Source organism: Streptomyces sp. NPDC058375, assembly GCF_042723425.1.
Classification (GTDB): Bacteria; Actinomycetota; Actinomycetes; order Streptomycetales; family Streptomycetaceae; genus Streptomyces; species Streptomyces durocortorensis.
Genome location: NZ_JBHXJG010000004.1, coordinates 1 through 26,317 on the forward strand (window position 1 = coordinate 1; position 26,317 = coordinate 26,317).

The 26,317-nt window shown below is 70.2% G+C and carries 20 protein-coding genes and 1 pseudogene; 15 read left to right on the top strand and 6 right to left on the bottom strand.

Annotated elements, in window-relative coordinates; translation table 11 throughout:
• Positions 1-132 precede the first annotated feature (132 nt).
• The 5 genes from ACFWM7_RS01635 (at position 133) to ACFWM7_RS01655 (ending at position 5,149) form a co-directional block, all read left to right on the top strand.
• Positions 133-1,209 carry an LLM class flavin-dependent oxidoreductase gene (locus ACFWM7_RS01635; RefSeq protein WP_383253904.1) on the top strand — a complete coding sequence of 359 codons (1,077 nt, stop codon included), beginning with the start codon at positions 133-135 and terminating at the stop codon, positions 1,207-1,209.
• A gap of 14 nt (positions 1,210-1,223) precedes the next feature.
• Positions 1,224-2,504, top strand: a complete 1,281-nt coding sequence (locus ACFWM7_RS01640; RefSeq protein ID WP_383253908.1) for an NtaA/DmoA family FMN-dependent monooxygenase — start codon at positions 1,224-1,226, stop codon at positions 2,502-2,504.
• A gap of 4 nt (positions 2,505-2,508) precedes the next feature.
• Entirely contained in the window at positions 2,509-3,333 is an 825-nt protein-coding gene (locus ACFWM7_RS01645; RefSeq protein ID WP_383253778.1) for a DUF1684 domain-containing protein, read from the top strand.
• A gap of 253 nt (positions 3,334-3,586) precedes the next feature.
• On the top strand, positions 3,587-4,486 hold the full coding sequence (locus tag ACFWM7_RS01650; RefSeq protein WP_383253780.1) for a S1 family peptidase: 900 nt from the start codon (positions 3,587-3,589) through the stop codon (positions 4,484-4,486).
• A 183-nt stretch (positions 4,487-4,669) separates the two neighbouring features.
• Entirely contained in the window at positions 4,670-5,149 is a 480-nt protein-coding gene (locus ACFWM7_RS01655; RefSeq protein ID WP_383253781.1) for a hypothetical protein, read from the top strand.
• A gap of 22 nt (positions 5,150-5,171) precedes the next feature.
• Here the strand turns inward: ACFWM7_RS01655 and ACFWM7_RS01660 are convergent, their stop codons facing one another.
• Complete coding sequence (locus tag ACFWM7_RS01660) at positions 5,172-6,098, bottom strand: DUF4231 domain-containing protein (protein WP_383253783.1); 927 nt, start codon at positions 6,096-6,098, stop codon at positions 5,172-5,174.
• A gap of 415 nt (positions 6,099-6,513) precedes the next feature.
• Between ACFWM7_RS01660 and ACFWM7_RS01665 the strand changes: the two genes are divergently transcribed.
• The 4 genes from ACFWM7_RS01665 to fxsT all read left to right on the top strand — a co-directional run bounded on the left by ACFWM7_RS01665 (position 6,514) and on the right by fxsT (position 14,988).
• Complete coding sequence (locus ACFWM7_RS01665; protein WP_383253785.1) at positions 6,514-6,783, top strand: hypothetical protein; 270 nt, start codon at positions 6,514-6,516, stop codon at positions 6,781-6,783.
• Between the two features lie 562 nt (positions 6,784-7,345).
• Positions 7,346-9,598: a radical SAM/SPASM protein FxsBH, inactivated beta-hydroxylase extension form gene (gene fxsBH, locus ACFWM7_RS01670; RefSeq protein WP_383253787.1), complete on the top strand. Its 2,253-nt coding sequence runs from the start codon at positions 7,346-7,348 to the stop codon at positions 9,596-9,598.
• Between the two features lie 117 nt (positions 9,599-9,715).
• The gene (fsxC, locus tag ACFWM7_RS01675; RefSeq protein WP_205081642.1) at positions 9,716-11,056 is read left to right on the top strand and encodes an FxsC protein; all 1,341 of its coding nucleotides are present in this window, start codon (positions 9,716-9,718) and stop codon (positions 11,054-11,056) included.
• Positions 11,053-14,988 (top strand): FxSxx-COOH system tetratricopeptide repeat protein, encoded by a 3,936-nt coding sequence (fxsT, locus tag ACFWM7_RS01680; RefSeq protein WP_383253789.1) that lies wholly within the window; start codon positions 11,053-11,055, stop codon positions 14,986-14,988. The genes fsxC and fxsT overlap by 4 nt, the downstream gene beginning before the upstream one ends.
• A gap of 21 nt (positions 14,989-15,009) precedes the next feature.
• Here fxsT and ACFWM7_RS01685 read toward each other — a convergent pair whose 3' ends face one another.
• Positions 15,010-15,921, bottom strand: a complete 912-nt coding sequence (locus ACFWM7_RS01685) for an alpha/beta fold hydrolase (RefSeq protein ID WP_383253791.1) — start codon at positions 15,919-15,921, stop codon at positions 15,010-15,012.
• A gap of 353 nt (positions 15,922-16,274) precedes the next feature.
• On the opposite strand from ACFWM7_RS01685, the gene ACFWM7_RS01690 reads away from it, so the two are divergent.
• Positions 16,275-17,453, top strand: coding sequence for a S1 family peptidase (locus tag ACFWM7_RS01690; RefSeq protein ID WP_383253792.1), 1,179 nt, complete (start codon positions 16,275-16,277; stop codon positions 17,451-17,453).
• 86 nt (positions 17,454-17,539) lie between these two features.
• On the opposite strand, the gene ACFWM7_RS01695 is transcribed toward ACFWM7_RS01690, so the two are convergent.
• Both ACFWM7_RS01695 and ACFWM7_RS01700 read right to left on the bottom strand, forming a co-directional pair.
• Positions 17,540-18,037 (bottom strand): phospholipase, encoded by a 498-nt coding sequence (locus ACFWM7_RS01695; RefSeq protein WP_383253794.1) that lies wholly within the window; start codon positions 18,035-18,037, stop codon positions 17,540-17,542.
• Positions 18,038-18,266: 229 nt separating this feature from the next.
• On the bottom strand, positions 18,267-18,629 hold the full coding sequence (locus ACFWM7_RS01700; protein ID WP_383253796.1) for a hypothetical protein: 363 nt from the start codon (positions 18,627-18,629) through the stop codon (positions 18,267-18,269).
• 288 nt (positions 18,630-18,917) lie between these two features.
• On the opposite strand from ACFWM7_RS01700, the gene ACFWM7_RS01705 reads away from it, so the two are divergent.
• Positions 18,918-19,808, top strand: a complete 891-nt coding sequence (locus ACFWM7_RS01705) for an esterase/lipase family protein (RefSeq protein WP_383253798.1) — start codon at positions 18,918-18,920, stop codon at positions 19,806-19,808.
• A 135-nt stretch (positions 19,809-19,943) separates the two neighbouring features.
• On the opposite strand, the gene ACFWM7_RS01710 is transcribed toward ACFWM7_RS01705, so the two are convergent.
• Complete coding sequence (locus ACFWM7_RS01710; RefSeq protein ID WP_383253800.1) at positions 19,944-20,984, bottom strand: lytic polysaccharide monooxygenase; 1,041 nt, start codon at positions 20,982-20,984, stop codon at positions 19,944-19,946.
• 195 nt (positions 20,985-21,179) lie between these two features.
• Here ACFWM7_RS01710 and ACFWM7_RS01715 point away from each other — a divergent pair, with 195 nt between their 5' ends.
• The 3 genes and pseudogenes from ACFWM7_RS01715 to ACFWM7_RS01725 all read left to right on the top strand — a co-directional run bounded on the left by ACFWM7_RS01715 (position 21,180) and on the right by ACFWM7_RS01725 (position 22,670).
• The gene (locus ACFWM7_RS01715; RefSeq protein WP_383253802.1) at positions 21,180-21,518 is read left to right on the top strand and encodes an endonuclease domain-containing protein; all 339 of its coding nucleotides are present in this window, start codon (positions 21,180-21,182) and stop codon (positions 21,516-21,518) included.
• Positions 21,519-21,724: 206 nt separating this feature from the next.
• A pseudogene (locus tag ACFWM7_RS01720) lies at positions 21,725-21,772 on the top strand (hypothetical protein); the annotation flags it as partial.
• A 208-nt stretch (positions 21,773-21,980) separates the two neighbouring features.
• On the top strand, positions 21,981-22,670 hold the full coding sequence (locus ACFWM7_RS01725) for a hypothetical protein (RefSeq protein ID WP_383253803.1): 690 nt from the start codon (positions 21,981-21,983) through the stop codon (positions 22,668-22,670).
• A gap of 119 nt (positions 22,671-22,789) precedes the next feature.
• Here the strand turns inward: ACFWM7_RS01725 and ACFWM7_RS01730 are convergent, their stop codons facing one another.
• Positions 22,790-23,419, bottom strand: coding sequence for a class I SAM-dependent methyltransferase (locus ACFWM7_RS01730; protein ID WP_383253804.1), 630 nt, complete (start codon positions 23,417-23,419; stop codon positions 22,790-22,792).
• An 833-nt stretch (positions 23,420-24,252) separates the two neighbouring features.
• On the opposite strand from ACFWM7_RS01730, the gene ACFWM7_RS01735 reads away from it, so the two are divergent.
• Complete coding sequence (locus ACFWM7_RS01735; protein ID WP_383253806.1) at positions 24,253-26,019, top strand: hypothetical protein; 1,767 nt, start codon at positions 24,253-24,255, stop codon at positions 26,017-26,019.
• Positions 26,020-26,317: the final 298 nt, after the last annotated feature.

Below are 26,317 nucleotides of genomic sequence, written 5' to 3' on the forward strand. Positions count from 1 at the left end.
CCCCGCCGGGCCGCCCCAAGACCACGAGCTGCCGCCGGGGCGGTGCTGCGGTCGTGGCCGGGCTCCGTCCGGCCCGGCCACGACGACCCCCGCGAGGCCCCCGACCCGCTTCCGACCCGAGAGGTCCCCGCCATGTCCGCCCGTACACCCCTCCATCTGGCCGCCGAGATCGGCGGCCCGCCGTACTACGACGCCGGGCACTACCTCCGGCTGGCGAGGCTCGCCGAGGACGGCGCGCTCGACTACGTCACCCTCGGCGACTCCTTCGCCCGACCCGGGCTCGACGCGCTCGCCGTCCTCGCCCGCGTCGCGCCCGCCACCGACCGCATCGGCCTCGTCCCCACCGTCACCACCACCCACACCGAGCCCTTCCACGTCTCCTCGGCCGTCGCCACCCTGGACTGGGTGAGCCGGGGCCGCGCGGGCTGGAGCGCCGACGTCTCCACCACCGAGGCGGAGGCCCGGCTCTTCGGCAGACGCCCGGCCGCGCCCCCTGCCGAACTGTGGCAGGAGGCCGGGGAGGTCGCCGACGTGTCCGGGCGGCTGTGGGACAGCTGGGAGGACGACGCCGAGATCCGGGACGCCGCCACCGGCCGCTTCATCGACCGGGACAAGCTGCACTACGTCGATTTCCAGGGCTCCACCTTCACGGTGAAGGGCCCGGCGATCGTGCCGCGCCCGCCGCAGGGCCGCCCCGTCACCGTCATCGACGCCACCACCGCCCCGGCCCGCGAGGCGGCCGCCCGGCACGCCGACGTCGTCCACATCCGGGCCACCATCCCCGAGCAGGCGGCCGCCGTCCGCGACGAGGTGCGCCGCAAGGCCGCCGCCCACGGGCGCGACCCCGAGGCCCTCCGCGTCCTGGTCGCGCTCACCGTCGACCTCGGCGACGTCGAGACCGCGCCGGAACCCGGCCTGGAGAGCGGACCGCAACTCGCCGGGCGCGGCACCTACTTCCGGGGCGGGCCGGTCGACCTGGCGGACCTCATCGCCCAGTGGCACCGGGCGGGCGCGGCCGACGGCTTCCACCTCACGCCCATCACTCCCGAACGCGACCTCGAAAGGATCGTCAACGGCACCGTGGCCCTCCTCCAGCACCGCAGCCTCTTCCGCACCTTCCACCCCGGCGGCACCCTGCGCGAACACCTGGGGCTCGTACGCCCCGCCAGCCGGTACGCCGCTGCCCGGGCCGCCGCGAAGGAGGCCTGACCGTGCCCCGTCCGATGCACCTCGCCGCCCACTTCCCGGGCGTTAACAACACCACCGTGTGGGCCGATCCGCGCTCCCGCAGCCAGATCGACTTCTCCTCCTTCGAGCAGCTGGCCCGGACCGCGGAGCGCGGGAAGTTCGACTTCTTCTTCCTCGCCGAGGGGCTGCGGCTGCGCGAGCACAACGGCCGTGTCCACGACCTCGACGTGGTCGGCCGCCCCGAGTCGCTGACCGTGCTGAACGCGCTGGCCGCCGTCACCGAACGGCTCGGCCTCGCCGCCACCGTGAACGCCACCTTCAACGAGCCCTACGAGCTGGCCCGCCGGATCGCCACCCTCGACCACCTCAGCGGGGGCCGTGCCGCCTGGAACGTCGTGACCTCCTCCGACGCCTTCACCGGGGAGAACTTCCGCCGGGGCGGCTATCTGGACCGGGCCGACCGCTACACCCGGGCCGCCGAGTTCGTCGCCACCGCCCGCGAGCTGTGGGACTCCTGGACGCCCGACGGCGTCTCGCGGCCGTTCGCCCACGAGGGGCCGCAGTTCACGGTCTCCGGTGAGTTCACCGTCCCGCGCTCGCCGCAGGGACACCCCGTCGTCATCCAGGCCGGGGACTCCTCCGAGGGCCGGGAGTTCGCCGCGTCGGCCGCCGACATCATCTTCACCCGGCACGGCACCCTGGAGGCGGGCCGGGACTTCTACGCCGACGTCAAGGGCCGCCTCGCGGCGTACGGCAGGGAGGCCGACAGCCTCAAGATCATGCCCGGGGTCACCGTGGTCGTCGGCGACAACGATGCCGAGGCCCAGGAGAAGGCCGCCGAGATCCGCCGTCAGCAGGTCTCCCCGCAGAACGCGATCCTCGCCGCCGAGCAGATCTGGGGCACCGACCTCTCCGCGTACGACCCCGACGGGCCGCTCCCCGACATCGACCCGGCCCCCGACTCCGAGATCACCCAGGGCCGGGTCCGGCACGGCGACCCCTTCGCGATCGTCGCCCGCTGGCGCGCGCTCGCCGAGGCCAAGGGGCTCTCGCTGCGCGGGACCGTCATCGAGACGACCACCCGGCAGTCGTTCATCGGCTCGCCCGGCACTGTCGCGGCTGAGCTGACGGCCTTCGTCGACCGACGGGCCGCCGACGGGTTCATCCTCGTCCCTCATCTGACCCCTGGCGGCCTGGACGACGTCGTCGACCGGGTCGTCCCGCTCCTCCAGGAGAGCGGCGCGTTCCGCTCCGAATACACCGGCTCCACGCTGCGGTCGCACCTCGGCCTCCCGGAGCCGGTATGGAAAGGTTGACCGCATGAGCACGGACGCACAGCAGCAGGAGCAGGCCGGCGGCGGGCCGGACGCCGCGCGGGACTGGCAGCGGTGGCACGAGGGGCGCGTCGTCGCCGTCGCCTCCCCGTACGGCCCGCTCTCCCTGACCGGAACCCACTGGCTCTCCGACCACCCGGAAGGGCGAATTCCGGCCGTCCCCGGTCACTGGCGCGAGGACGGCGACGGGGTGGTCCTCACGGCCGCCCCCGAGGACGGCATCGTCGTCGACGGCAAGCCCCTGACCGGCGAGGTCCGCCTCGGCGCGGACCGCGGGCCGATCGACGACTCCCGGGTCGCGCAGGGGGAGCGGCGTCTCGTGGTGCTCCGCCGCGAAGGGCTGTGGGCGGTACGGGACTTCGATCCGGGATCACCGGCCCGGCACGCCTTCTCGACCATCGAGGCCACCCCGTACGACCCCCGCTGGACGGTGCCCGGGACCTTCCGTCCGCACAGCGGGGACCGGACCGTACGGGTGGCCAACGCGGACGGGGTCGAGCGCGGTCTCGGCCTCGGCGGGGAGATCGCCTTCACGCTGGACGGCGAGGAGCACACACTCCAGGTGGCCGTCGAGCCCGACGGGTCGCTGTGGGCCGTCTTCGCCGACGCGACCAGCGGGAACGGCAGCTACCGCTTCCGTTTCCTGCGGCCCGGCGCGCCCGCCGCCGACGGCAGCGTGAGCGTCGACCTCAACCGCGTGCTGCTGCCGCCGTGCGCCTTCGCCGACCACTTCATCTGCCCCTTCCCGCCCCCGGGCAACACGCTCACCGTGGCCGTCCCGGCGGGGGAGCGGAACCGGATCGACGCCTGACCCGCGAGCGGTCACTCCGGCCCCGGCAGCCCCACGGCTCCCGGGGCCGGAGACGTCTCGGCGACCGGGGCGGGAACGTCTGTGGCCCGCGTGGCCGAAAGGCATTCTTGCGCCTCCTGTCGGGGCCCCTCGATACTCCGGTCAGCGATTGTCAGGGGCATGGTAATTCCGGAATCCGGACAGGCCCCCGACTGCGCCTCACGGGCCCGCCACCCCACAGGAGGGCCCCCGATTCCCCTCGGAGGAACCCGAAGTGAGGATCAAGCGCACCAACCCCCGCTCCAACGCGGCGAGACGCGTCCGTACCACGGCCGTCCTCGCGGGGCTCGCCGCCGTCGCGGCGATGGCCATCCCCACGGCGAACGCCGAAACCCCCCGAACGTTCAGCGCCAACCAGCTGACCGCGGCGAGCGACGCCGTGCTCGGCGCCGATATCGCGGGCACCGCCTGGAACATCGACCCGCAGACCAAGCGCCTCGTCGTCACCGTCGACAGCACGGTCTCGAAGGCGGAGATCAACCGGATCAAGAAGTCGGCGGGCGCCAACGCCGACGCGCTGCGCATCGAGCGCACCCCCGGAAAGTTCACCAAGCTGATCTCCGGCGGCGACGCGATCTACTCCAGCACCGGCCGCTGCTCGCTGGGCTTCAACGTCCGCAGCGGCAGCACCTATTACTTCCTCACCGCCGGTCACTGCACGGACGGCGCGACCACGTGGTGGGCCAACTCCGGCCGCACCACGGTGCTCGGCACGACCGCCGGATCGAGCTTCCCGAACAACGACTACGGGATCGTGCGCTACACCAACTCCTCCATCCCGAAGGACGGCACGGTCGGCGGCCAGGACATCACCAGCGCCGCCAACGCCTCCGTCGGCATGTCCGTCACCCGCCGGGGCTCCACCACCGGCACCCACAGGGGATCGGTCACCGGACTCAACGCCACCGTCAACTACGGGGGCGGCGACGTCGTCTACGGCATGATCCGCACCAACGTGTGCGCCGAGCCCGGCGACTCGGGCGGCCCGCTCTACTCCGGCACCCGGGCGATCGGTCTCACCTCCGGCGGCAGCGGCAACTGCTCCTCCGGCGGCACGACCTTCTTCCAGCCGGTCGTGGAAGCCCTGAACGCGTACGGCGTCAGCGTGTACTGACCGGCCCTGCCGGCCAGGTACGGAGCTGTCCGTACATACGTGCCCCCGTCCGGAATTCCGGACGGGGGCTCCCGCTCGCCGGGGGGCTCTTGAGAGGATGTCGCGACGGGTCGTCGTGACGGGGCGGCGGGGGCGGGGGCGCTCCCGGGGTGCGCTCCGCTGGCATCAGGGGGTAGCAGGTCCGTGTACCGCATCGGAGTGACCGGTCACCGCTCCATCCCCGTCGAGGCCGAGGCCCATGTGCTCGCCGGGCTGCGGGCCGCGCTCTGCGGCCGCGACCGCGCCACTCAGGCACTCTCCAGCCTGGCGGTCGGCGCCGACCAGCTCTTCGCCGACCTCGCCCTCACCTGCGGTGCCGAACTGACCGCCGTGATCCCCAGCGGCGACTACGAGGCCTGCTTCGAGAACGCCGACGACCTCGCCCGCTACCGGAAACTCAAGGCGCGCGCGGCACAGGAGGTCCGGCTCGACTTCCCGCACTCCACCGACGAGGCCTACTACGCGGCGGGCGCCTACATCGCCGACCACTGCGACCGGCTCCTCGCGGTCTGGGACGGCCTGCCCGCCCGCGGCCTCGGCGGCACCGGCGACATCGTGACGTACGCCCGCGCCCTGGGCCGCCCGGTCACCGTGATCTGGCGCGACGGAGTGCTGCGGGGCTGACCCGGGCCGCCCGGCGAGCAGCTCACACGCGGTGTCTGACCAGCCAGTCGGTGTGCTCGGGCGACACGATCCGCTCGGTCTCGAACACCGCCGCCGGCCAGTGCCGCTCGGTGAGGGTGGTCTCCATGGCGGCCTGCATCGACTCCAGGTCCTTCTCCACCAGCGAGTGCGCCGAGATCAACGGATGGTGCCGCCGCATCTCGTTCCAGGCGAGGCAGGCCGCCGCCGCCGCGGACAGCGCCCCCGTCAGACCGAACGACCGGCCCACCCCGAAGGTCTGCAGCACGCTCAGCGCCAGCGCCGGGAGCGTCAGCGCGACGATCGCGCCCGACCACATCAGCGCCCCGCGCCGGGAGGCCTGCTGACGCCGGCGGTACCAACGGCGTTGTTCGATGAGCCGGTCCCGTACATATGTTTCCTTGCGGACCGTGTAGGCCTTGTTCCGTAACGCCCGCATGGACTCCGTGATGAGGCCGCCGGAATCCGGCAGTTCCTCGCGCGGATCGGCCCAGCCCACTTTCCGCAACTCCTGGAGACCGTCCTCCAGGCGATTGGCGAACAGCGCCTCCGGATGCTCGGCGGAGCTGTCGAACGGTGCGCCGTGCACCGCGTAACGCCAGCAGTTCGATTTGATGAACTCCGCTGCGGAGCGGTTCAGTTGCCAATGCGACTTTGCTTTGCGCTGGGAGGCCAGAAAGGTCGCGAAGAGCACGCCCAGATAGGCCAGCACCGCCCCGCCGTACAGGACCCGGCCCGCCGGACCGTCCTCGGCGTGCCAGGGCAGCGCGGCCGGGACCGTCCCGACCACGAGCAGGGCCAGCTGCGCCCGGGTGGTGTTCACGGCCTCACGCTGGCGGGCCACGGCGACCGCGTCCGTGTGGTGGAACAGGGCCGGCAGGTCGTCGTTCCTGAAGACCATGGATCTCAGCGGCTCGGGCAGCGCCGTCATGGTCGCCTCCGTCTGCAGTTGTCGTATGACCCGGTCGTCGCGCCTGACCCGCCCGGGCCCACGAGAGTAGGGGGGAGCACCGGAGGCGGCAAGAGCGTCCCGGCCCCTCGGACGGTCACCACGACAGGGTTCGGCCACTTCCGCGCAGGCGGCCTTCCTCGCCCGGCGGCACTGTCGCGAGGTTGCGCAACTGGGCGGATAGGACAGTGAGTTGACGCCCCCGCCTCGACGGGTGCGGCCACCTCCGGGCGGGGGAGGGGCCATCGAGGCGCCGTCCTGGCAAGGGCGCAGTACGCCCGTACGGGGTCCGGCCCTACCTCGGCTACCGGGGCTCCTGGCGCAAAGGACTGCTCACCGAGGGCTGCGCGGCGGGCCGGAAGAGGCGGCGGCGCCCTGGGACGCCGTCCCGGACGTCGTGGCCGCCCTGACGGCGGGCGGGCTCACCGCGGGGCAGGACTACCAGCTCATCGCCTTCGTGACGGGCTTTCCGCTGGTCGGCGCCGGGAACTACGAGACCGTGCCGGTGGGGATCTTCTCGCGGCGGTGCGTCGAGGAGGTCGAGTCGCTCCACAACCGGGTCCGGGTCACGGACGTCGTGGGCGACAGTTACGAACGCGTCCTGGACTGCCTGCGCGGCGCCCGCGCCGAATACAACGTCCCCGGCGCGGAACCGGTGAACGAGTGAACGGCCGACCCCGCCGAGGCGTTTCGACGGGTGGGGCCGAGGTCCTGGCAGGCGCTTCACGACAGGCGCGCCCGGCACGGGTGTGGGCGGCTCCGAAACCGCCGGAAAGCCTCTCACCTGCGAGAGCCGGCGGCGGGCAGGCCGGCTTTCCGGCCCGCACGTCCCGCGACGCGTTCCCCGCTCACCCGGGCAGCCGCACAGAAGGCATGTTTCGTGTTTCGAAACACTGGAATGAAGGCGCCTCCGCCGGCATGTGGAGGGGCCCCGGCGGTAGTAAAGTGCGCGTGCCGGGCCGTGTGATGACACGGAATCCGGAAGCGTTTCAATGTCCGGAAACAGACCCCTTCAGGATCCCCCTAGGACGGCCGTGAAGACCTACGGAACCACCCCCGCCTTCGCCTCTGCGAAGACCCGCGCAACCCTCGCGGCGACCGACGTCCGCAGCGCCGAGGCCGCCAGGAAGCTCAGCCGTGCAATCGGTGCGACAACGGGCCGGTCCACCCGGATTTCCACTTTCAGCTCCGCTCTCTGAGCAGTCGTCAGGAGTGGCTAGAATGGCGGAATGACAGGACCCCTGGTCCCCTTCCGTGAATTCGTTCTCAAAGTGCACAGCAGGTGCGATCTCGCCTGTGACCACTGTTATGTCTACGAACATGCAGATCAGAGCTGGCTGACCCGCCCGAAGACCATCTCTGACGAGGCAATTTCCTGGACTGCCCGGCGCCTGGCCGAGCATGCGACGACACATGCGCTTCCCTCCGTCACAGTGATCCTGCACGGCGGGGAACCGCTCCTGGCGGGGCCCGCGCGACTGCGACGGGTCTGCGAGGAGCTCGGCTCGGCCCTGCACGGCATCGCTGAGCTGGACCTCAGGATCCACACCAACGGCGTCCAGCTCAGCCCCCGTTACCTCGACCTCTTCGACGAGTTCCACGTCCGGGTCGGGATCTCGCTCGACGGCGACCGCGCCGCCAACGACCGCCACCGCCGGTTCGCCAACGGACGCAGCAGTCACCCGATGGTGATGCGAGCGGTCGAACTGCTCCGCGAGGAGCGCTACCGCCATCTGGACCTCGGCCTGCTGTGCACGGTCGACATCCACAACGACCCGGTGGCCGTGCACGACGCCCTCGCCGTGCTCGAACCCCCGCTCGTCGATTTCCTGCTGCCGCACGCCACCTGGGACGACCCGCCGCCGCGGCCGGACGGATCGCCCACCGCGTACGCCGACTGGCTCCTCACGGTCTTCGACCGCTGGACGGAACAGGGCCGCCCCATGCCCGTCCGGATGTTCGCCTCGGTGCTCTCCAGCCTGAGCGGCGGCCCCAGCCTCACCGAGTCCCTGGGCCTGGCCCCCACCGACCTCGTCGTCATCGAGACCGACGGGAAGCTGGAACAGGTCGACTCGCTCAAGAGCGCCTACGAGGGCGCCGCCGCCACCGGGTTCGACGTCTTCCGCAACACCTTCGACGAGGTCGCGGCCCACCCCGGCGTCCGGGCACGGCAGCTCGGTCTGGCCGGAGTCAGCGAGACCTGCCGCCGCTGCCCGGTCGTGCGCTCGTGCGGCGGCGGGCTCTACACCCACCGGTACCGCTCCGACCACGGCCCCGAAAGCCTCTCGGGCGGCGGCTTCGACAACCCGTCGGTCTACTGCGCCGACCTGGCCGCCCTGATCCGCGGCATCGAGGAACGTACCGCCGCCGCGATCGAGTCGCCCGCCGTCCGGTCGCCCGACGAGCTGCTCGCCGCCCACCTGGACCTGACCCGGACCCTGCTCGCGGCTCTCCACGACACCCTCGACGGGCGGGGCGGGGCGCTCTGGGACGACGCCTGGCGGCTCGCGGCGACGGTCGAGGCGGACACCGCGGGCGCCGATGCGCTCGACGCGGTCCTCGCGCACCCCTACACCCGCACCTGGCTGGTCGACGCCCTGGAGGACGTCGAGGCGGGCCGAGGCCTGACCGGGCCCGCCGCCGAACGGCTCGCCGCGACCGTGGCCGCCGCCGCCGTCCGGGCCGGACTCGACCTGCCCGTACCCGTGGCGTACCGAAACGGAGGCCTGCACCTGCCCACCCTCGGCACCGTGCTCCTCGGCGGCCCGGAGAAGCGGGGAGCGGCAGTGGTACGTGCCACCAGCGGCGGATTCGTCGTCCGCCGGGAGGCCGCGCCCGGTACGGAGCTGCGCATCGCCCCCGACGAGCCCGAAGGCCCGCACTGGCTGCCCATGCACGTGCTGCGCCGCGCGCCGGCCCCCGTACTCCTGCTCGACGACCTCGACCCCTTCCGCGACCGGTTCGACGCTCCCGCGACCGACCGCCTCGAAGCGGAGGAGGCCGACGCCTGGGCGGACCGGGTCGCCGAGGCCTGGTCGCTGCTGGCCGACGCCGTTCCCGGCCAGGCGGCCGAGGCGGCCCGGACGATCACCACGCTGACCCCCCTGTTCACCGGGGTGGTCGAGCCGGGGCGACACGGTCCCGGCGCGCTCGGCGTCGGGCCGGTGGTGGGCGCGAAGGAGCTGGCACTCGGCCTGCTCAGCGGGTTTCGCCGAGTGAAACTGCGGGCGCTCGGTGAAGTGACGGATCTTTACGCCTTGGACGGTACCTGGGAACATCGAACGCCCTGGGGGAGCGAACACGTGACGTTCTCCCGACTGCTGGCCGAGACTTTCGAACGGGCGGGGCTCGGGCTTTACGATCCGCACTACCTCACGGGTGTTCCGGAAGCGCTCGACATGATCGAAAACGCGGCGGAGGTGACGGTCGACGGCAAACAACTGATCGCCGCTGTCCGCAAGGAGATCGCCGTGCGGTCATGAATCCAACGTCGCGACGTCTGACCGGAAAGTGACGTTCGAATGACCGAACAGCAGGGGGGTGGAAAGCGGTCCGCTCCGGAATGATGAGTTCGCTTGCACTCCCTTCCTCCTTCCGGGATGCGAGTGCTCACACAGGACGGGGGTCGTGTGCACGCATCGACGCAACAGCGAGCGGTGGGCCATCGGCCGTATTTCTTTCTGAGTTACGCCCACACACCGGGGTACGGCGCCGGTACGGACCCCGACATGTGGGTCGAACGGCTTTTCCAGGATCTCTGCGGCCATGTGATGGCCATGACCGACTTACCCGCCGGAGCGCCTGCGGGCTTCATGGACCGGGAGATACGCTCCGGCGAGGGCTGGTCGGAACGGCTCGGCGACGTCCTCGCCACCTGCCGGGTCTTCGTCCCGCTGTTCTCGCCGCGCTACTTCGCCAGCGAGATGTGCGGCAAGGAGTGGTACGCCTTCGAACAGCGGGCCATCCACCACCGGGCCCGCTCCAACCAGCCGGCCGAGGCCATCGTCCCCGCGCTCTGGGTGCCGGTGCCCCCGAGCCAACTGCCCGGCTCCGCCGAACGGTTGCAGTTCAACCACCGTGACTTCGGCGAACGGTACGTCAGCGACGGCCTCTACGGTCTGATCAAGCTCAGACTCTTCGCCGAGGAGTACGAACGGGCCGTCTACGAACTGGCCAAACGCATCGTCAGCGTCGCCGACTCGGTCCGCATCGACACCGGCCGGCCCGTCGACTACCGCCTGGCCCCCAGCGCCTTCGGCTCCCCCAGCAGCGGAGTCGGCGCACCCCGGCCGATGCAGATCACCATCGCGGCGCCCACCCGCCACGACCTGCCCGAGGGACGCAACAGCGACCACTACGGCGACCACCCCCAGGACTGGAACCCGTACTATCCCGCCTCCGCCCGGCCGCTGGCCTATGTCGCCGAGGAACTGGTCCGCTCCCTCAACTACCAGGCCGTCATCACCTCGTTCGACGAGGACCGGCACGACGGCAAGGCCCCGCCCAGCACCCCCGAGATCCTGCTCGTCGACCGCTGGGCCCTGCGGGACGAGGACCACCGCCGCAGGCTCGCCGCCTTCGACGCGGAGAACCGGCCCTGGGTGACCATGGTCGTGCCCTGGAGCCGCGACGACCACCAGAGCAGAGCGGCGGAGAGCGAGCTCACCGAGAAGCTCGAAGCGACCATGCCGATCAAGATGGGCCAGGGCCGCGCCCTCTGCCGGGCCGCCGCGAAAGGAGTGCCCACCATGGAGGCGTTCGGCCAGCTCCTGCCCCAGGTGGTCGAGGTGGCCGCCCAGCAGTATCTGAAACACGCCAAGGCCTACCCACCCGGATCCGGCGGCGGATCCGGCGAGCGGACCCGGCTCACCGGCCCCATGGGCAACACGAGCTACATACCCGACCCGCACGACCCTGCGACGGAAGCGGAGGACCTATGAGTGCCGGTCGTGACGGGCGCATCGTCACCTTCTACTCGTACAAGGGCGGTACCGGGCGCACCATGGCGCTCGCCAACACGGCCTGGATCCTCGCGGCCAACGGCAAGCGGGTGCTGGCCGTCGACTGGGACCTGGAGGCCCCCGGACTCCACCGGTTCTTCCACCCCTTCCTCGACCCGGCCACCCTGGGTGCCACCACCGGAGTGATCGACCTGATCACCGAGTACGCCTGGGCCGCGACCAGCCCCGCCCAGCGCGCCGAGGACTGGCACCGCGACTACGCCCGCATCCAGCCGCACGCCGTGTCGCTGACCCCGGAGTCGCTCGGCTGGGAGTTCCCGCAGGGCGGCACGCTCGACTTCGTCTCCGCCGGACGGCAGAACCGCGAGTACAGCGCCACCGTCTCCACCTTCGACTGGGACAATTTCTACGACCGCTTCGGCGGCGGCCACTTCTTCGACGCCCTGCGCGACGACATGAAGGCCAACTACGACTACGTCCTCATCGATAGCCGGACCGGCCTCAGCGACATCGCCGACATCTGCACCGTCCACCTCCCGGACGTGCTCGTCGACTGCTTCACCCTCAGCGACCAGTCCATCGACGGCGCGGCTTCCGTCGCCCGCCAGATCGCCGAGCGCAACACCGGCCGCCCGATCGCCCTCTACCCCGTACCGATGCGGATCGACGAGGGCGAGAAGGAGAAGGCGGACGCCGGACGGGCCCTGGCCCGGCTCAAGTTCGACCGGTTGCCGCGCGACCTGTCCGGCGACGAACTCACCGCCTACTGGGGCGCGGTGGAGATCCCGTACCGCCCCTACTACGCCTACGAGGAGACGCTGGCCACCTTCGGCGACGAGGCCGGGCTCACCAACTCGCTGCTCTCCGCCTTCGAACGGCTCACCGCGGTCATCACCGACCGGGAGATCACCTCGATGCCCCCGATCGGCGAAGAGGCACGCCTGCGGATCCGTGACGCCTTCACCCGGCGCAGGCCCGCCCTGCCCGCCGACCTCCACCTCAGCTATGTGGCGGAGAACCGGATGTGGGCCGACTGGCTGGAGTCGATCCTCTCCCGGGCCGGCTTCCGGGTCGTCCCGCGCGACGTCTCCGCCGAACGACCCCCGGAGGAGGCGGCCGACACCGCCCCGGAGAACGCGGCCCGCACCGTGGTCCTGCTCTCCAGCGCGTACCTGAAGTCCCAGCGCGCGGTCGAGCTGTGGGAACGGACCGCCGCCGAGGCCATCGGCAGCGGCCGCCGCCGGCTGGTCCCGCTGCGCGTCGGGGACGTACGCCTGTCGTCCCCGTACATCGACCGCAATCCGGTCGACCTCTTCCGGCTGGACGAGGTGCACGCCACCACCGCCGTGATGCGGGCCCTGGACCGCCCGGTGCAGGTCGCCGACGGGGTCTCGCCCGGGCCCCGCTTCCCCGGCACCGTGCCGAGGATCTGGAACGCGCCGCCCCGCAACCCCGGCTTCACCGGCCGCTCGCTCGTCCTGGAGCGGATGCGCGACCAGCTCGGCGGCGGCCTCGCCGTCGTCCTGCCGCAGCCGCAGACCCTGTACGGACTCGGCGGCGTCGGCAAGACCCAGGTCGCCCTGGAGTACGTGCACCGCTTCATGGCCGACTACGACCTGGTGTGGTGGATATCGTCCGAGCAGCCCGACGACGTGGTCGCCTCGCTCGCCGAACTCGCCGTCAGGCTCGGCGCCCAGGGCGGCGACGACATGGCCGCCGCCTCCCAGGAAGCCGTCGACCTGCTGCGGCGCGGGGTTCCCTCGGACCGCTGGCTGCTGGTTTTCGACAACGCGGACGACCCCGAGCAGCTGCGCCGCTACTTCCCGCAAGGCGGCTCCGGCCACATCCTGGTGACCTCCCGCAACCAGAGCTGGTCCCAGCACGGGGACGCGCTGCCCGTGGACGTCTTCCTCCGCGAGGAGTCCATCGAGCACCTCCAGCGCCGGGCCCCGGGGCTCAGCGACGAGGACGCCGCCCAGGTGGCCACGGCGGTGGGCGACCTGCCGCTGGCCGTGGAGCAGGCGGCCGCCTGGATCGCCGAGACCGCCACCCCCATCGACGCCTACCTCGAACAGCTCGCCCGGCAGGCGCCCCAGGTCCTCGCCCTCAACCAGCCGGTCGGCTACCCGGAACCGGTCGCGGCGACCTGGAACATCTCCATCGCCCGGCTCAAGGAGCGCTCGCCCGCCGCGGTACGGCTGCTCCAGCTCTGCGCCTTCTTCGCCCCGGAGCCGATCTCCGCGAACCTCCTCTACAGCAAGGAGATGATCGACGCGCTGAAGCCGTACGACTCCTCGCTCCAGGAGAAGCTGGTGCTGGGCCGGGTCATCCGGGAGATCGGCCGCTTCGCCCTCGCCAAGGTCGACCAGGTCTCCAACTCGATCCAGGTGCACCGCCTCGTCCAGGCGGTGATCAAGGCGCAGCTCAGCGAGGAGGAGCAGCGCGAGGCCCGGCACGTCGTCCACCGCATCCTCGCCGGGGCCCGGCCCGACGACGACGAGCCGATAGACAACCCGGAGACCTGGCCGCGCTTCGCCACGATCTGGCCGCACCTCGGTCCCTCCGACGCCCGCAACTGCAAGGAGCCGGAGACCCGCAGGCTGCTGATCGACCGGGTCCGCTACCTGTGGAAGCGCGGCGACGTCAGGACCGCGGGCGCGCTCGGCAACGAGCTGCGGGACATCTGGCGGGAGAAGCTGGGCGAGCGGGACCTGCAGTACCTCTACCTCTGCTTCCACCTCTCCAACATCCTGCGCACCCGCGGGCGTTACGTGGAGGCGAAGGAGCTGGACGAGCTCACCCTGGAGCGGCAGCGGGCGGTGCTGGGGCCCGAGCACCCGCACACGTACATGACCACCAGCAGCCTGGCCATCGACCTCGGTCTGCTCGGGGACTACGCCCGGGCGATCGAGATGGCGACCGAGGCGCACGAGGGGTTCGGGCAGATCTTCCACGACTCCCACCCCCGGACCCTTGCCGCCGCCAACAACCTGGCCCTGAACCTGCGCAGCGTCGGCCAGTACGCCCGCGCCCGGGAGATCGACCAGGACGTCTACGACCTCCGCTCCCAGGTGCTCGGTCCGGAGCACCCCTACAGCCTGTCCTCCGCCATGAACCTCGCCCGTGACCTGCGGGAAGTCGGACGCTACGAGGACTCGGTGGGGCTGCTCAGCACGACGTACAACAGCTTCAAGGAGACGATGGGCCGCAGCTTCCCCGCCACGCTGAGCGCCGCGAAGAGCCTCGCGGTGTCGTTGCGCAGGGCGGGCCGGCTGGAGGACGCCCGCCGCCTCACGGTGGCGACCCGCGCCCGCTACCGGGCGAAGTACACCACCGCCAACCCCGATTCGCTGGCCTGTGATCTCAACCTGGCCGCAGACCTGTTCGCGGCGGGCGAGAGCGTCGAGGCGAGGGACACGGCGCAGGAGGTCGTCGACCAGTACATGAAGGTGCCGGGGGAGAGGCACCCGTACACCCTGGCGGCGCAGAACAACCTCGGCGTCTACCTCACGGGCGCCGGCGAGCCGGATGCGGCGGAGCGGGTGCTGAAGCTGGTCGTCGCCACCATGCGGGAGACGTTCGGCCGGGAGCACCCCAACACCCTGTTCTGCGTGATGAACCTGGCCAGCGCGACGGCCGACCGGGGCGAGCTCGACATCGTGCTGGAGACCGAGCAGCGGCTGTCCGGGCAGTTGCGCGAAGCGCTCGGGGCGCACCATCCGGAGACCCTGGCCATGACCTCGAACATGGCGGTCACGCTGGACGCCATGGGCCGGGAGGACCAGGCGGCGCAGTTGCGTTCGGAGATCGTCGTCGAGCTGTCGCGCCAGCTCGGCGACGACCATCCGCTGGTCCGGATCGCCCGGACCGAGGAGCGGTTCCGGCGGGAGCTGGAGCCGATGTCGGTGTGACCCCCGCCGTGCCGGGAGGGCTCACCCTCCCGGCACGAGGGCCGGCAGGGGCGCGTCCGGCGGCTCCCGCTCGTCCAGCAGCCAGTCGAGGACGCGGGGGAGCATGGGGAACGCGTCGAAGTGGGCCGCCGCCGGCTCCAGTACGGCGGTGGCGCCCGGGATCTGTCCGGCCAGCCACCGGGAGTGGCCGACCGGGGCGAAGACGTCCTTCACCCCGTGCCAGAGCAGCACCCTGCCGGTGATCCGGGCCGGATCGAAACCCCAGGGGCGGCAGAACGCGATGGCGTCGTCGATCCAGCCCCAGGCCGAGTGACGCAGCCCCTCGCTGAAGTTGCGCAGCAGCATGGACCGGATGCCCGCGTCGTTGACGACCAGCCGGTCGGAGTCGGTCAGCTCCCGGCGCAGATCGTCCAGGAGCCGGACCGGGTCGCGCCGGATCTGCGCCGAGCGGACGATGAAGGACGCCGCCAGGCTCTCCGGGTCGTCGGCCGCCGTGGAGTACGCCTGCACATTGGACGCGGCCATCCCGTCGAACCAGTCGAGCCCGGCCGCGTCCCGGGGCGCCAGACTGACCAGGGCCGCGGTCCGGGTGATCCGTTCCGGCATCAGCGCCGCGCAGGCCAGGGCGTGTGGTGCCCCGCCGGAGCGGCCCACCACGGCGAAGCGCTCCAGACCCAGCGCGTCGGCGATGGCACGGATGTCCTCGACGACGTCCTTGATCCGGCGGCCCTCGTGCCGGTCGCTGCCGCCGTAGCCCGGGCGGTCGTAGGCGATGAGCTGTGTGTGGCGCTGGTAGAGGACCATGCCGCGGGGGGCGGGGCCGAGTCTGCTGCCCGGGGTGCCGTGGAGGAGGAAGACCGGTCTTCCCCGCGGGTCGCCCATCCGCTCGACCATCAGATGCCGCCCGTCCGCCGCGCGCACCCGATCGCGCACCCGTGCCTCCCCGCTCGGTCGCCCGGTCACCCGGCCGGTCCGAACACGGTGTGTCCCGGCGCCGGCCGCCGTTTCGATGATGACCCATCAGAGGCGTTACGGGGACTGTTCGACGATGAGGAACTGTGAAGGTCCTGGGAGCGGGTCGGCGGAGGATTCCCGTCGCCATCCGGACGGAACGCCCCATCATCCGGACCGCAGGGGCGAATACCGGACAGGACTAGTCCTCACCCAGGGGCGGTCGACGGTCGCACCGGGTGTTTGCGAAGGGAACCGACATGGCATGACCGCGGGTAAGTGAACGACCCGCGCGCGAAGCGTCGGTGTCGTGTGCACGTCCGGAAGTCGACCTTGTGTGCGTTTCCCGGCCTCGGAATAGTGGGCGCCCCATCCTCCGTGTACGGGCACCCCACTTGCTCCGTGCACGGCCCCACAGGAGGTCGAAGTTGAAGCATCGACGCATATCCAGGAAGCGCGCGACGCTGGCCGGCTCGGCCGTCGTCGCTCTGGTCGCAGCGGGATTCACGTTCCAGTCTGCGAACGCCAGTGACGATGTGCCGGAGTTCACGGCCAAGACCCTCAGCGCGGACGCGGCCGGAAAGCTTGCCGACACCCTGGGCCGTGACCTGGGCGCGGACGCGGCCGGCTCGTACTACGACACCACGGCGAAGACCCTCGTCGTGAACGTCGTCGACAAGGCCGCCGCCGAGCAGGTCCGCCAGGCGGGCGGCAAGGCCAGAATCGTCGAGAACTCCCTCACCGAGCTGAAGTCGGCCCGGCAGACCCTCACCGACAAGGCGACGATCCCGGGCACCTCCTGGGCGGTCGACCCGGTGACCAACAAGGTGAAGGTCACCGCCGACAGCACGGTCGACGGCGCGGCCTGGAAGCAGCTCTCGGCCGTGGTCGAGGGTCTCGGCGGCAAGGCCGAACTCGCCAAGACCAAGGGTGAGTTCAAGCCGCTGATCGCGGGCGGCGACGCGATCTGGGGCTCCGGCTCCCGCTGTTCGCTCGGCTTCAACGTGGTCAAGGACGGCGAGCCGTACTTCCTGACCGCCGGGCACTGCACCGAGTCGGTCACCAGCTGGTCGGACAGCCAGGGCGGCGCGGAGATCGGGGCGAACGAGGGCTCCAGCTTCCCGGAGAACGACTACGGCCTGGTCAAGTACACCTCGGACATCGAGCACCCGAGCGAGGTGAACCTCTACGACGGCTCCACCCAGGCGATCACCCAGGCGGGCGACGCGACGGTCGGCCAGGCGGTCACCCGCAGCGGCTCCACCACTCAGGTGCACGACGGTGAGGTCACCGGGCTGGACGCCACGGTCAACTACGGCAACGGCGACATCGTCAACGGCCTCATCGAGACGACGGTCTGCGCCGAGCCGGGCGACAGCGGTGGCGCGCTCTTCGCGGGCGACACCGCGCTCGGTCTGACCTCGGGCGGCAGCGGCGACTGCTCCTCGGGCGGCACGACCTTCTTCCAGCCGGTACCGGAGGCGCTGGCCGCCTACGGCGCAGAGATCGGCTGACGCACCACCGCTCCACCGTACGACGGCGCAAGGAAGGGCCCCCGGTTCGCCGGGAGCCCTTCCCGTATGCCCTGGGCGCGGTCGGCTCAGGCGGCCTGGGGCAGATTCCGGACGCCCGCGTCCGCCGGGGAGACGCCGAAGACCTTCACGGCCTGGTAGTAGGTCCAGGCCGTGCTGTTGCACGAGGTCTTCGTCGCGCCCGAGTAGTCGGCGCACACACGCTTGAGGTCCTCGTAGAAGGCGGAGTCGATCCGCGCCTTGTTGGCGGAGAACGCGCCCGCGGCCTTGTAGTTCCGGTACCCGAAGTCGTGGCGGGCGCAGGAGTTCTGGAACGGGAAGCCGAAGGGGTTGTCGGGGGAGCTGCTGCAGTAGTCCGTCGACCAGTCGAAGCCGTACGCGGCCCAGGCACCCTGGTTGCCCCGGGCTGCGTTCCAGGCGTTGTGGCTGGAGGCGCTGGTCTGGGTCCAGGAGCTGAGCACCTGGGGCTTGTCGGCGGGGGCGGCCGAGGCGGAGACGGCGGATCCCAGGGTGAGCGGGAGTGACAGGGCGACCGCGGCGAGCGGAACCGTGAAGCGACGACGCATGAACGACCTCCGTGGGGGTGAATGGAGTTGCTCCTGAGGCGCTCCTCGCCGGGTGGTGCGAGGGAGCAGGAGCAGCATGTCGTCATGAACGCGTCATGCCTAGATGTCGCACCGAGCGGACATCTAGAATTGTTCGTCCGGCACCGGGGGTTGGGGCGTGCGTCGGACGGGGGCGCCGAGGTGTCCTCGGGGCGGCGTTCGCGCGCCGCGTGCGACCGTCGGGCACGGATCACGTGTGGCTGAGGATCACCGTCAGGGCCACGAACTCCGCGAGGAGCTGGGTGGCGAAGGCTGCTTGGCGTGTGCGTACGGCCGTCGCGGCCAGGGCGACGACACAGGCGACGACGGCCAGGGCGATGCTCCAGCCGAAGAGCCAGCCGGGCAGCGCGTCGCCGCACTGCTGCCCGTACGTCATGCAGCGCCCCGCCCGTTCGCCGGTGAGGGTCAGCAGCCCCGCGAGCAGGGCGGCGGGCACGAAGAGGCCGGCGCACAGGCCGGACCAGAAGCGCGTGCGGTCCGTGGTGGCGGATCCCTCTGCCGTGGCCGGAGCCTCTTCGGTCGGCTGGTGCGGCTGCGGTGCTGTGATGTCCATCTGGTGATCCAACGCGGTCCCGCGGCCCACCGCATCGGTTCAGGTACTCGTATCGGGGTGCGCGACATGCTCATGCGCACGCCGTCATTCGTGACGGGAGCGGCGGCGTCGCGACCGTCCCTCACCCCATTACGTGGTCCCGCCCAGGGGTGCGCCACTTTTTACCGACGCGTAACTTCCTTTGCCGGCTTACTCGTGCGTAATTTGGCATGAGCACACAAAGCTTGTGGTCCGGGCCACAGGGCGCACCGCCATCGCACCTCCCTTGAGCCGCAAGGAGATCCCACGATGCTGCCCTGGTTCCGTGCTGCGCGCGTTCCCCGCACGCGCAGTCTGCTCGCCGCCCTGCTTCTCGCCCTGACCGTTCTCTTCGCCCCTACGGCGACCGCGAGCGCGGCCCCGGCCGCCGAAACGGCCACATCGCGTGGCTGGAACGACTACTCCTGCAAGCCCTCCGCCGCCCATCCCCGCCCCGTCGTCCTGGTCCACGGAACCTTCGGGAACTCGATCGACAACTGGCTGGTGCTCGCCCCCTACCTGGTCAACCGGGGTTACTGCGTCTTCTCCCTCGATTACGGCCAGCTCCCCGGCGTGCCGTTCTTCCACGGCCTCGGACCCATCGACAAGTCCGCGGAACAGCTCGACGTGTTCGTCGACAAGGTGCTGGACGCCACCGGAGCCCCGAAGGCCGACATCGTCGGCCACTCCCAGGGCGGCATGATGCCGAACTACTACCTGAAGTTCCTCGGCGGCGCCGACAAGGTCAACGCCCTCGTCGGCCTCGCCCCGGACAACCACGGCACCACGCTGCTCGGCCTCACCAAACTGCTGCCGTACTTCCCCGGTGTGGAGAAGTTCATCAGCGACAAGACCCCCGGACTCGCCGACCAGGTCGCGGGATCGCCCTTCATCACCAAGCTCACGGCGGGCGGCGACACCGTTCCCGGCGTCCGCTACACCGTCATCGCGACCAAGTACGACCAGGTCGTGACCCCGTACCGCACGCAGTACCTGGACGGCCCGAACGTACGCAATGTGCTGCTCCAGGACCTGTGCCCGCTCGACCTGTCCGAGCACGTGGCGATCGGGACCATCGACCGCATCGCCTTCCACGAGGTGGCCAACGCTCTCGACCCGGCCCGTGCCAAGCCGACCACCTGCGCCTCGGTCATCGGCTGACCCGCCGCGCAACGACGGACCGGGGGTCCGCCGTCCGCCGATGCGGATGACTGACCCCCGGCCCGTCGTCATGGCCTGCCGCGCCCGACGTCCCGGAGGGACGCGGCAGGGGTACGAAGGGGGGCGCTGCTGCGGTCAGCGGCTGTGGCGGCCCGTCGCGGCGGCGGCCCGGCGGCGCTGCGAGGCGAACAGCACGGCCGCACCGGCCGCGAGGACCCCGGCGCCCCCGATGGCCAGGTAGGTGCTGCTGCTGGAGCCACCCGTCTCGGCGAGCACCTCGTCCTTGCTCGCGGTGTTGACCTCGGGGGCGTTGCCCTCGGCCTTCTCCGCCGGGGCGGCCGGGGCGGCGGCGGTGACCTTCGCCCCGGTGTCCGCGTCGTCGTCACCGTGGCCGTTGTGCTCGACGGACGACTTCTCGGCCCCCTCGGTGATCGCGTCCTCGGACGGCGCGGAGGGGGCCGGCGCCGGAGCCTCGGCACCGGCGTCACCGCCGGACCCCTGCTCACCCTCGACCTTCTCCGCCGCGCCGCCGCTCGCCGAACCGCCGCCGAACGTCACGTCGGAGCAGGCGTAGAACGCTTCGGGGGAGTCGGAACGCTGCCAGATCGTGTAGACGAGCTGACGCCCGGAGCGCTCGGGGATCGTCCCGTCGAAGACGTACGAACCGTTCTCCAGCACCGGGTCGGTGACCTCGGCGAAGGGCTTCGCCTCCAGGTCCGACCAGGCCAGCGGCTTCGTGGCGTCATACCCCGGCTTGGTCATGTACAGCTCGAACGACCCCTTGTGCGGGGCCGTCGCCCGGAACCGGAAGGTGTGCTTGCCGGCCGACAACGCGGTGGCCGGCCAGTCGGCGCGCGGAAGGTCGAGGCCCTTGAACTTGTCGTTGGCCGCGCTGCAGAGCTTGCCGTCCGGGATCAGGTCACGGTGCTTGCCCGCCGCGTTGGCGATGTTGACCCCGTTCCAGTCGTACAGCGCCTGCACGCCACCGGCCGCGACCGCCGCCTGGCACGCCGCCGACTTCGGGCTCTCCGGACCCTCCGCGAAGCACGCCGACACCCGGCTCACCGGGTCGGTCAGCGAACCGTGCGCGACGGCCGGCGTGGCGGTCAACCCGGCCAGCGCGAGCGGTGCGAGTCCGAGGGCGAGAATTCCGGCGGCCTTGCGACGAGCGGTCATGGGTGGATCTCCTTCGATACGGCACAGCTGTCGGGGGGTGGCGATCAGCAAGCTAGCCGCTCGGAAGGCCGAAAAGGCCTGCTGGGAGGGGGTGATGGGGATCCTTATGGTGCGTTTAAGGCGCGGCTAAGTGGGCGCTCAGGAAGTCCCCTGCCGAGGTGGGGGCAGAGGCAATGGCCGGGAGCCGTACCACCCATGACGGTGCGGCCCTGCGCGTGCGCCGTCAGTCGCAGGTCGCTGAGCTGTGTCAGTGCCGCTTGTTACCTTGCCCGAGAGAGTGAGGCGCGTCGGAACGTGAGCCGAGCCTGGGCGGAAGTTCAGGCGTTGCAGACCACGGCAAGCAGGTACGGACTGACGCCGGAGCAGGTGCGGGTGGTTCGCGCTGTTGATGCTTGCATGATCTGCGCGTCTGCTGTATCGGGGTTCAAGTCCGACACATTCGCCGTCGATCATTGCCATGGCAGCGGAGTCGTCCGCGGCCCGTTAACCGAACTAACTCGTGAGTTCTTGCAGGTCAGACGGCTTCTCCACTAGCTTCTCAGGATGCTTCAAGGCGATGTCCCCGAGCGGGACTTGGCAGCGTTCGTCCTGCCCGAGTTGGGCAGACTGCAGGAGACCGGTGATCAGTGGGCGCCGTACCAGTTGCTCGACCAGGATGGCGTTGTTGTCGACCCGTCCGGGCCTTCTTCGCCGAGTTGCAGGCAGAGGACAAACCTGCCTCCACGGTCCGCTCATACGGCATGGACCTGCTGCGCTGGTGGCGGTTTCTGTGGGCTCTCAACATCGAGTGGAACCGGGCAACGCGTACTGATGCACGGGACTTCATCCGGTGGATGCAGATCGCGAACAAGCCCCAGCGCCTGCACTGGCGACACCGGAAGGCAGGCTACTCCGAGGAGACGGTGCCGAAGCCGCGGACGACGCGCAAGAGAACGGGCCTTCTGGGCCTGGGCCACGATCGAATTCCTGCAGCACACCGGCGTCCGGATCGAGGAGATGCTGGAGGCCAGCCATCACGCCTTGATCCAGGTCGCCGTCGTCGCCACGGGCATGGCCGCCCTCGCCCTCGGCTGGGCGGCGCTCGCCCTGACGGCGGGCCGCCCGGTGTTCGCCCTGGTGCTGGTCCCGCTCCTCGGCCTCTTCGCCTTCGGTACGGGCACCGCGCAGGTCCTCGCAGGTCACTCCGACATCAACACCACGATGGGCTACAACGCCATCTACCCGGCGGACGCCATCGAAGCCCACCGCGCGTTCATCGCCCGCCGTCGATCACTTCGTCCCAGCGAGGAATACCGGACCCCGACGAACGAGGAGTGGGACGCCTTCCTCGCCCACTTCGAGAAACGGAAGGTGTCCATCGGTACCTGCGCACGCGCCTTCGGGACCCCATGCATTCATGAACGCGCTTGTGTCAGATGCCCACTCCTCCGACCTGACCCGGCCCAACGGGCACGGCTTGCCGAGATCCGCGACAACTTGATCGCCCGAGTCACCGAAGCCGAGACGGAAGGCTGGCTCGGCGAGGTCGAAGGTCTCCAGATCGGCCTGGCTGGCGCCGAGGAGAAACTCAGCCAGCTCGACGTACAGATCTCCCAGCAGCAGGAGTCCGTTGACCTGGGAATTCCCACCTTCCGGGAGATCGTCGCTCACACCACTACCGTGGCCACACCGCCGGAGCCTTCGTGACCAGGACGGTCGTCACCTCTGGCGATGCTCAGTGGACGTCGGCACAGAACGCGGCGGCGCGGACGAGCTTCATCCACGCGGATGATCTACACCACCCCGACCCAGGCCACGGGCACGCTCTACGGGCGGCGGGCCAGAAAGTGGGTGTCGAGGAAGCCACGCTCGGACGCTGGGTCGTGGAGCAACCTAGCCACCGTGACAAGGCCGGCACCGGCCAGCAACTCGGCAAACTGCTCCGCCGGCCAGCTATAGGCGGGCGCCACCTTGTGGTCGAAGCGGACCGGTTCCGGCCCCTCGGTCCCGAAGAAGGACACCAGGAGCAGACCCCCTGGTGCCAGGACACGCACCTGCTCAGCGAGCAGTGCGGGCAATTCTCCAGGTGGGGTATGGATCATCGAGTAGTGGGCCAGCACCCCGCCGAGCGCGCCCTCCTCGACCGGCAGGGACTCCATGCGCGCTTCGTCGAACCGCAGCGACGGCTGGGCCCGCCGAGCGTGGTCGACCATGGCCGGGGAGAGGTCGAGCCCGAAGGCGTCCAACCCCAAGTCGTGCAGCATGGCTGTCAGATGACCGGGTCCGCACCCGACGTCGGCTACCCGCAGGTTCCCCGAATCGCGCACGAGCTCGGCGAAGGTGCCGATCATGTTCCGCGCGAACGGCTGCGTCTCCAACCGGCTAGTGAACATCGACGCATAGAGCTCGACGACCCCGTCGTAGGCCGCCCTGGTCTCATCCTGGTGTTTTGACACGGGCAGGAAACTAACACCCGCGCCGTTCGCAGCCGTTCTCCGGCCCTTCCTCTCGGGACTGATCGTCCCGTCGCCGGATCACGGACGGCCCGGTAGTTCGGAGAAGGGGCCCTGTGCCAGTCCTGCAATTTTCTCCTGGGCAACGCCCGCGACGATGTCGACGTGCTGCTGGGTGCCATAAGTACCTGCTCGAGGACCATGCGGCTGAACCATGGAATCAAGGAGCGCGTCGAGCGGAAGTGCTGGCTGAGCGAAAGGAGCAGGGGCTGACGGCCCGACTTGCGCAGAGCGAGCGTGCTCTGGATGCGGCTGAACAAGGTGTCAAGGAACTTGAGGCTGTCCTGGTGGAGGTTCCCGAAGACACGGCAGTCACCGCACGTCGGGCCAGGGATGCCGATGCCGTGGAGAAGTTCATCGGCGAGTTCATATTGCCTGCTCCCTCCGGCAGTTCGCGCGTCACGGCCGGCGCTCTGCGTACTGCTTGGGCTGACTGGGCCGCAGGCGCGTCCTGCCCGGTACGGAGTCTCCACGCGACTCTGCACCGACGGGGAGGCCGTCATCGCCGATCGTCGACCGGGCGTTACTGGGACGGAGTAGCGCTCCGATCTCCCCCTCGTCCGGACGTCAGGACGTGAAACCCTTGCGTGGCCTCTCAGGTTGCGGGGTGCCGTTGAGGCCCGCCCGCAGCCGGGAAGGGCGGAATCTGGCCAGATTTTCGCTGAAGCGCCTTAATGAGTGCAATGTCGGGTTTGGTGGGCTGGTGCGATCGCGGATCCCCGGTGAAGATGCCCGCCGTACCGGCGAACGGGGGCGTAGTGGGATTCGGGCGTGGAGTGCGTCTCAAGGAACGGGCCGATGGCGACCTGGTCGGAGGGCCGGCAATCCCCCTTCAGGCCGCCTCGGGAGTAGGAGAAGAGCATCGCCTCGACGAGGTGAATGCCACCACATCGGATGTGACCAGGCTGCTGTGTCAGGCCGTCTATACGCGTCCCGACCGGGTCGAGGCCATCAAGGCATGGTGGCGCAAGGTGAGAGGCAGAAGCGGCGGGCCGGACAAACCGCGACGCAGTGCTCGTCGGCGTATCTACTTGGAGGGCAGCGATGATTGCCCGCCCCTGGGCGAGCCAATGGCTCGATGGGTGCTGGACCATGTTCTGAACGGCCCGCCATTGCCCGTCCCTTCGTACGGATTCGACCTCGAACCGATCCTTGCGCACAGCAAACGCGCGCGGCGGCGCCAGTGGTTCCGTCGAATCGGGGTGCTGCTCGTTGTCGCTTGTCTGGTGTACCTGTCTCCTCCGGCCGCTGCGGTGTGGGGCGGGGCCGCCCTACTGGCACTGGCGGTGCGATGGGCGGGGTTGAGGGCGCTACGAAAGGTGCGTCGAGCGTCGCGGTTGGTGACGTCTCGCTGGTCGCCGCACGTCGTTCTGTGTGTGCCCTTGGCGCTCGCGATGGTTCCTTTCGAGCCGAATGGCGATCATGTTCTTGGACTGCGTGCCGGCCTCCTTCTGCTGCCGCCCGCGCTGTTGGCGGGGACGGCGCTCGTTTTCGTCGCTGACCGGCTTGCGGCGCTTGCCGCCCTGGCCGTGCTCAGTGGCCAGGGCGGCGGGCTGGACCGGCTGCCGTGGGTCGCCTGGAAAGCCGGGGAGCGCAAGACACGGATCGGCAGCGAGCAGACGCGGCGGGAGTTGCCGTACGAGACCCCGGAACGTTTCGTAGGGGCTGGGCGGGATGTCTGGGGTGTTGCGGACATCAGCATTCCGCTCAAGCCGAGGGACCATGAGAAGTCGGTCGGATCGTTGAGCGATTCGGAGCTGCTTCGCCAGACCGGTGCGGCTCTGCTACGGCTGGGACGAGATGCTCGGGAGGTCACCGATCCGTTGCCCGGCTTCACTGTGGTGCACGTGCGAGGGCTACCTGCTGCCCTGTGGCTGCAGCGAACGCGGGCCGCGAAGCTGGAGCCACCAGATCTCGGTGGCCGCGGGCGCAGGTCACCCTCGAGCATGCCGGACCGCCTCTATCTACGTGCACAGACTGTGAGCTGGAGTGGTCAACTCGTCGTCAATGTCTTTGTGCACGCCGCACTGGAGGCGGGGGAGCTGCGGCTGACCGTTCGCCCCCACGTCATGACTCCGCTGTACAACGAGCTGCGCGCCACTACTGCTCCCCTCGCCAAACGAGGCATCCGACGACTCGGTTGGGTGTTCGTGCAGGCGCTTCTCGACGCTGCTGCGGGGCCGCTTGCGCTCTGGCGGGCTGTAGCCCGTCTCGCCCTCGGAGAGAAGGGAGCGAACGGCCGTACGGAGGAGAAGGATCCGGTTAGCCTGCGCGACCGGTACTCCACCGAGGAAGTGGACGACATGCACCAGAGCGACGATGCCAAACGTCATGTCGTGCTGATGCAGGCTTGCATTTTTCGAACTGTCTCGGAGTACCTCGAGGAGCGTGGAGTCGACACGAGTGCGTACAACCGCCAAGTGGCTGCGGTGATCACGAACATTCAGATCTACGGAGACAACAACGCCCCCATCCAGAACGTCGCGGGTAGCGGCATCCATGGCGTGGGCCAGAACAACGGAAAGCAGGGAGGCGCACAGTGATCGTTGGGCGAGGCCGCCGCCAACAGGAACAGGGGCACGGATCCGGTATCAGTATCGGAGGTGACAACATCGCCCCGCTCCAGAACGTCGTGGGGGAGAACATTTCCCACGTGTACCAGTCGGCATCGGGGCAGGGCGCCGTCGACGCCGGTACCGTACGGGATCTGCTGGCCTCCTTCCGGGCGGAGGTGGACCGCAATGCCGAAAGCCTGGACAACCTGGTGGTTCTGCGGGCTATGGCAGAAAGGATCGATGCAGCCCTGGCTGCGCCAGACCCTCAAGCGGGAGCCGGATCGCT

What these genes read in the sequence shown, in the direction of transcription:
- ACFWM7_RS01700 (WP_383253796.1), bottom strand. Translation starts at nt 18,629, where the DNA reads ATGGACATCACAGCACCGCAGCCGCACCAGCCGACCGAAGAGGCTCCG.
- ACFWM7_RS01660 (WP_383253783.1), bottom strand. Translation starts at nt 6,098, where the DNA reads ATGACGGCGCTGCCCGAGCCGCTGAGATCCATGGTCTTCAGGAACGAC.
- fsxC (WP_205081642.1), top strand. Translation starts at nt 9,716, where the DNA reads ATGCGAGTGCTCACACAGGACGGGGGTCGTGTGCACGCATCGACGCAA.
- ACFWM7_RS01645 (WP_383253778.1), top strand. Translation starts at nt 2,509, where the DNA reads ATGAGCACGGACGCACAGCAGCAGGAGCAGGCCGGCGGCGGGCCGGAC.
- ACFWM7_RS01715 (WP_383253802.1), top strand. Translation starts at nt 21,180, where the DNA reads ATGACGGTGCGGCCCTGCGCGTGCGCCGTCAGTCGCAGGTCGCTGAGC.
- ACFWM7_RS01640 (WP_383253908.1), top strand. Translation starts at nt 1,224, where the DNA reads ATGCACCTCGCCGCCCACTTCCCGGGCGTTAACAACACCACCGTGTGG.
- ACFWM7_RS01695 (WP_383253794.1), bottom strand. Translation starts at nt 18,037, where the DNA reads ATGCGTCGTCGCTTCACGGTTCCGCTCGCCGCGGTCGCCCTGTCACTC.
- ACFWM7_RS01705 (WP_383253798.1), top strand. Translation starts at nt 18,918, where the DNA reads ATGCTGCCCTGGTTCCGTGCTGCGCGCGTTCCCCGCACGCGCAGTCTG.
- ACFWM7_RS01635 (WP_383253904.1), top strand. Translation starts at nt 133, where the DNA reads ATGTCCGCCCGTACACCCCTCCATCTGGCCGCCGAGATCGGCGGCCCG.
- ACFWM7_RS01725 (WP_383253803.1), top strand. Translation starts at nt 21,981, where the DNA reads ATGCTGGAGGCCAGCCATCACGCCTTGATCCAGGTCGCCGTCGTCGCC.
- fxsT (WP_383253789.1), top strand. Translation starts at nt 11,053, where the DNA reads ATGAGTGCCGGTCGTGACGGGCGCATCGTCACCTTCTACTCGTACAAG.
- fxsBH (WP_383253787.1), top strand. Translation starts at nt 7,346, where the DNA reads ATGACAGGACCCCTGGTCCCCTTCCGTGAATTCGTTCTCAAAGTGCAC.
- ACFWM7_RS01710 (WP_383253800.1), bottom strand. Translation starts at nt 20,984, where the DNA reads ATGACCGCTCGTCGCAAGGCCGCCGGAATTCTCGCCCTCGGACTCGCA.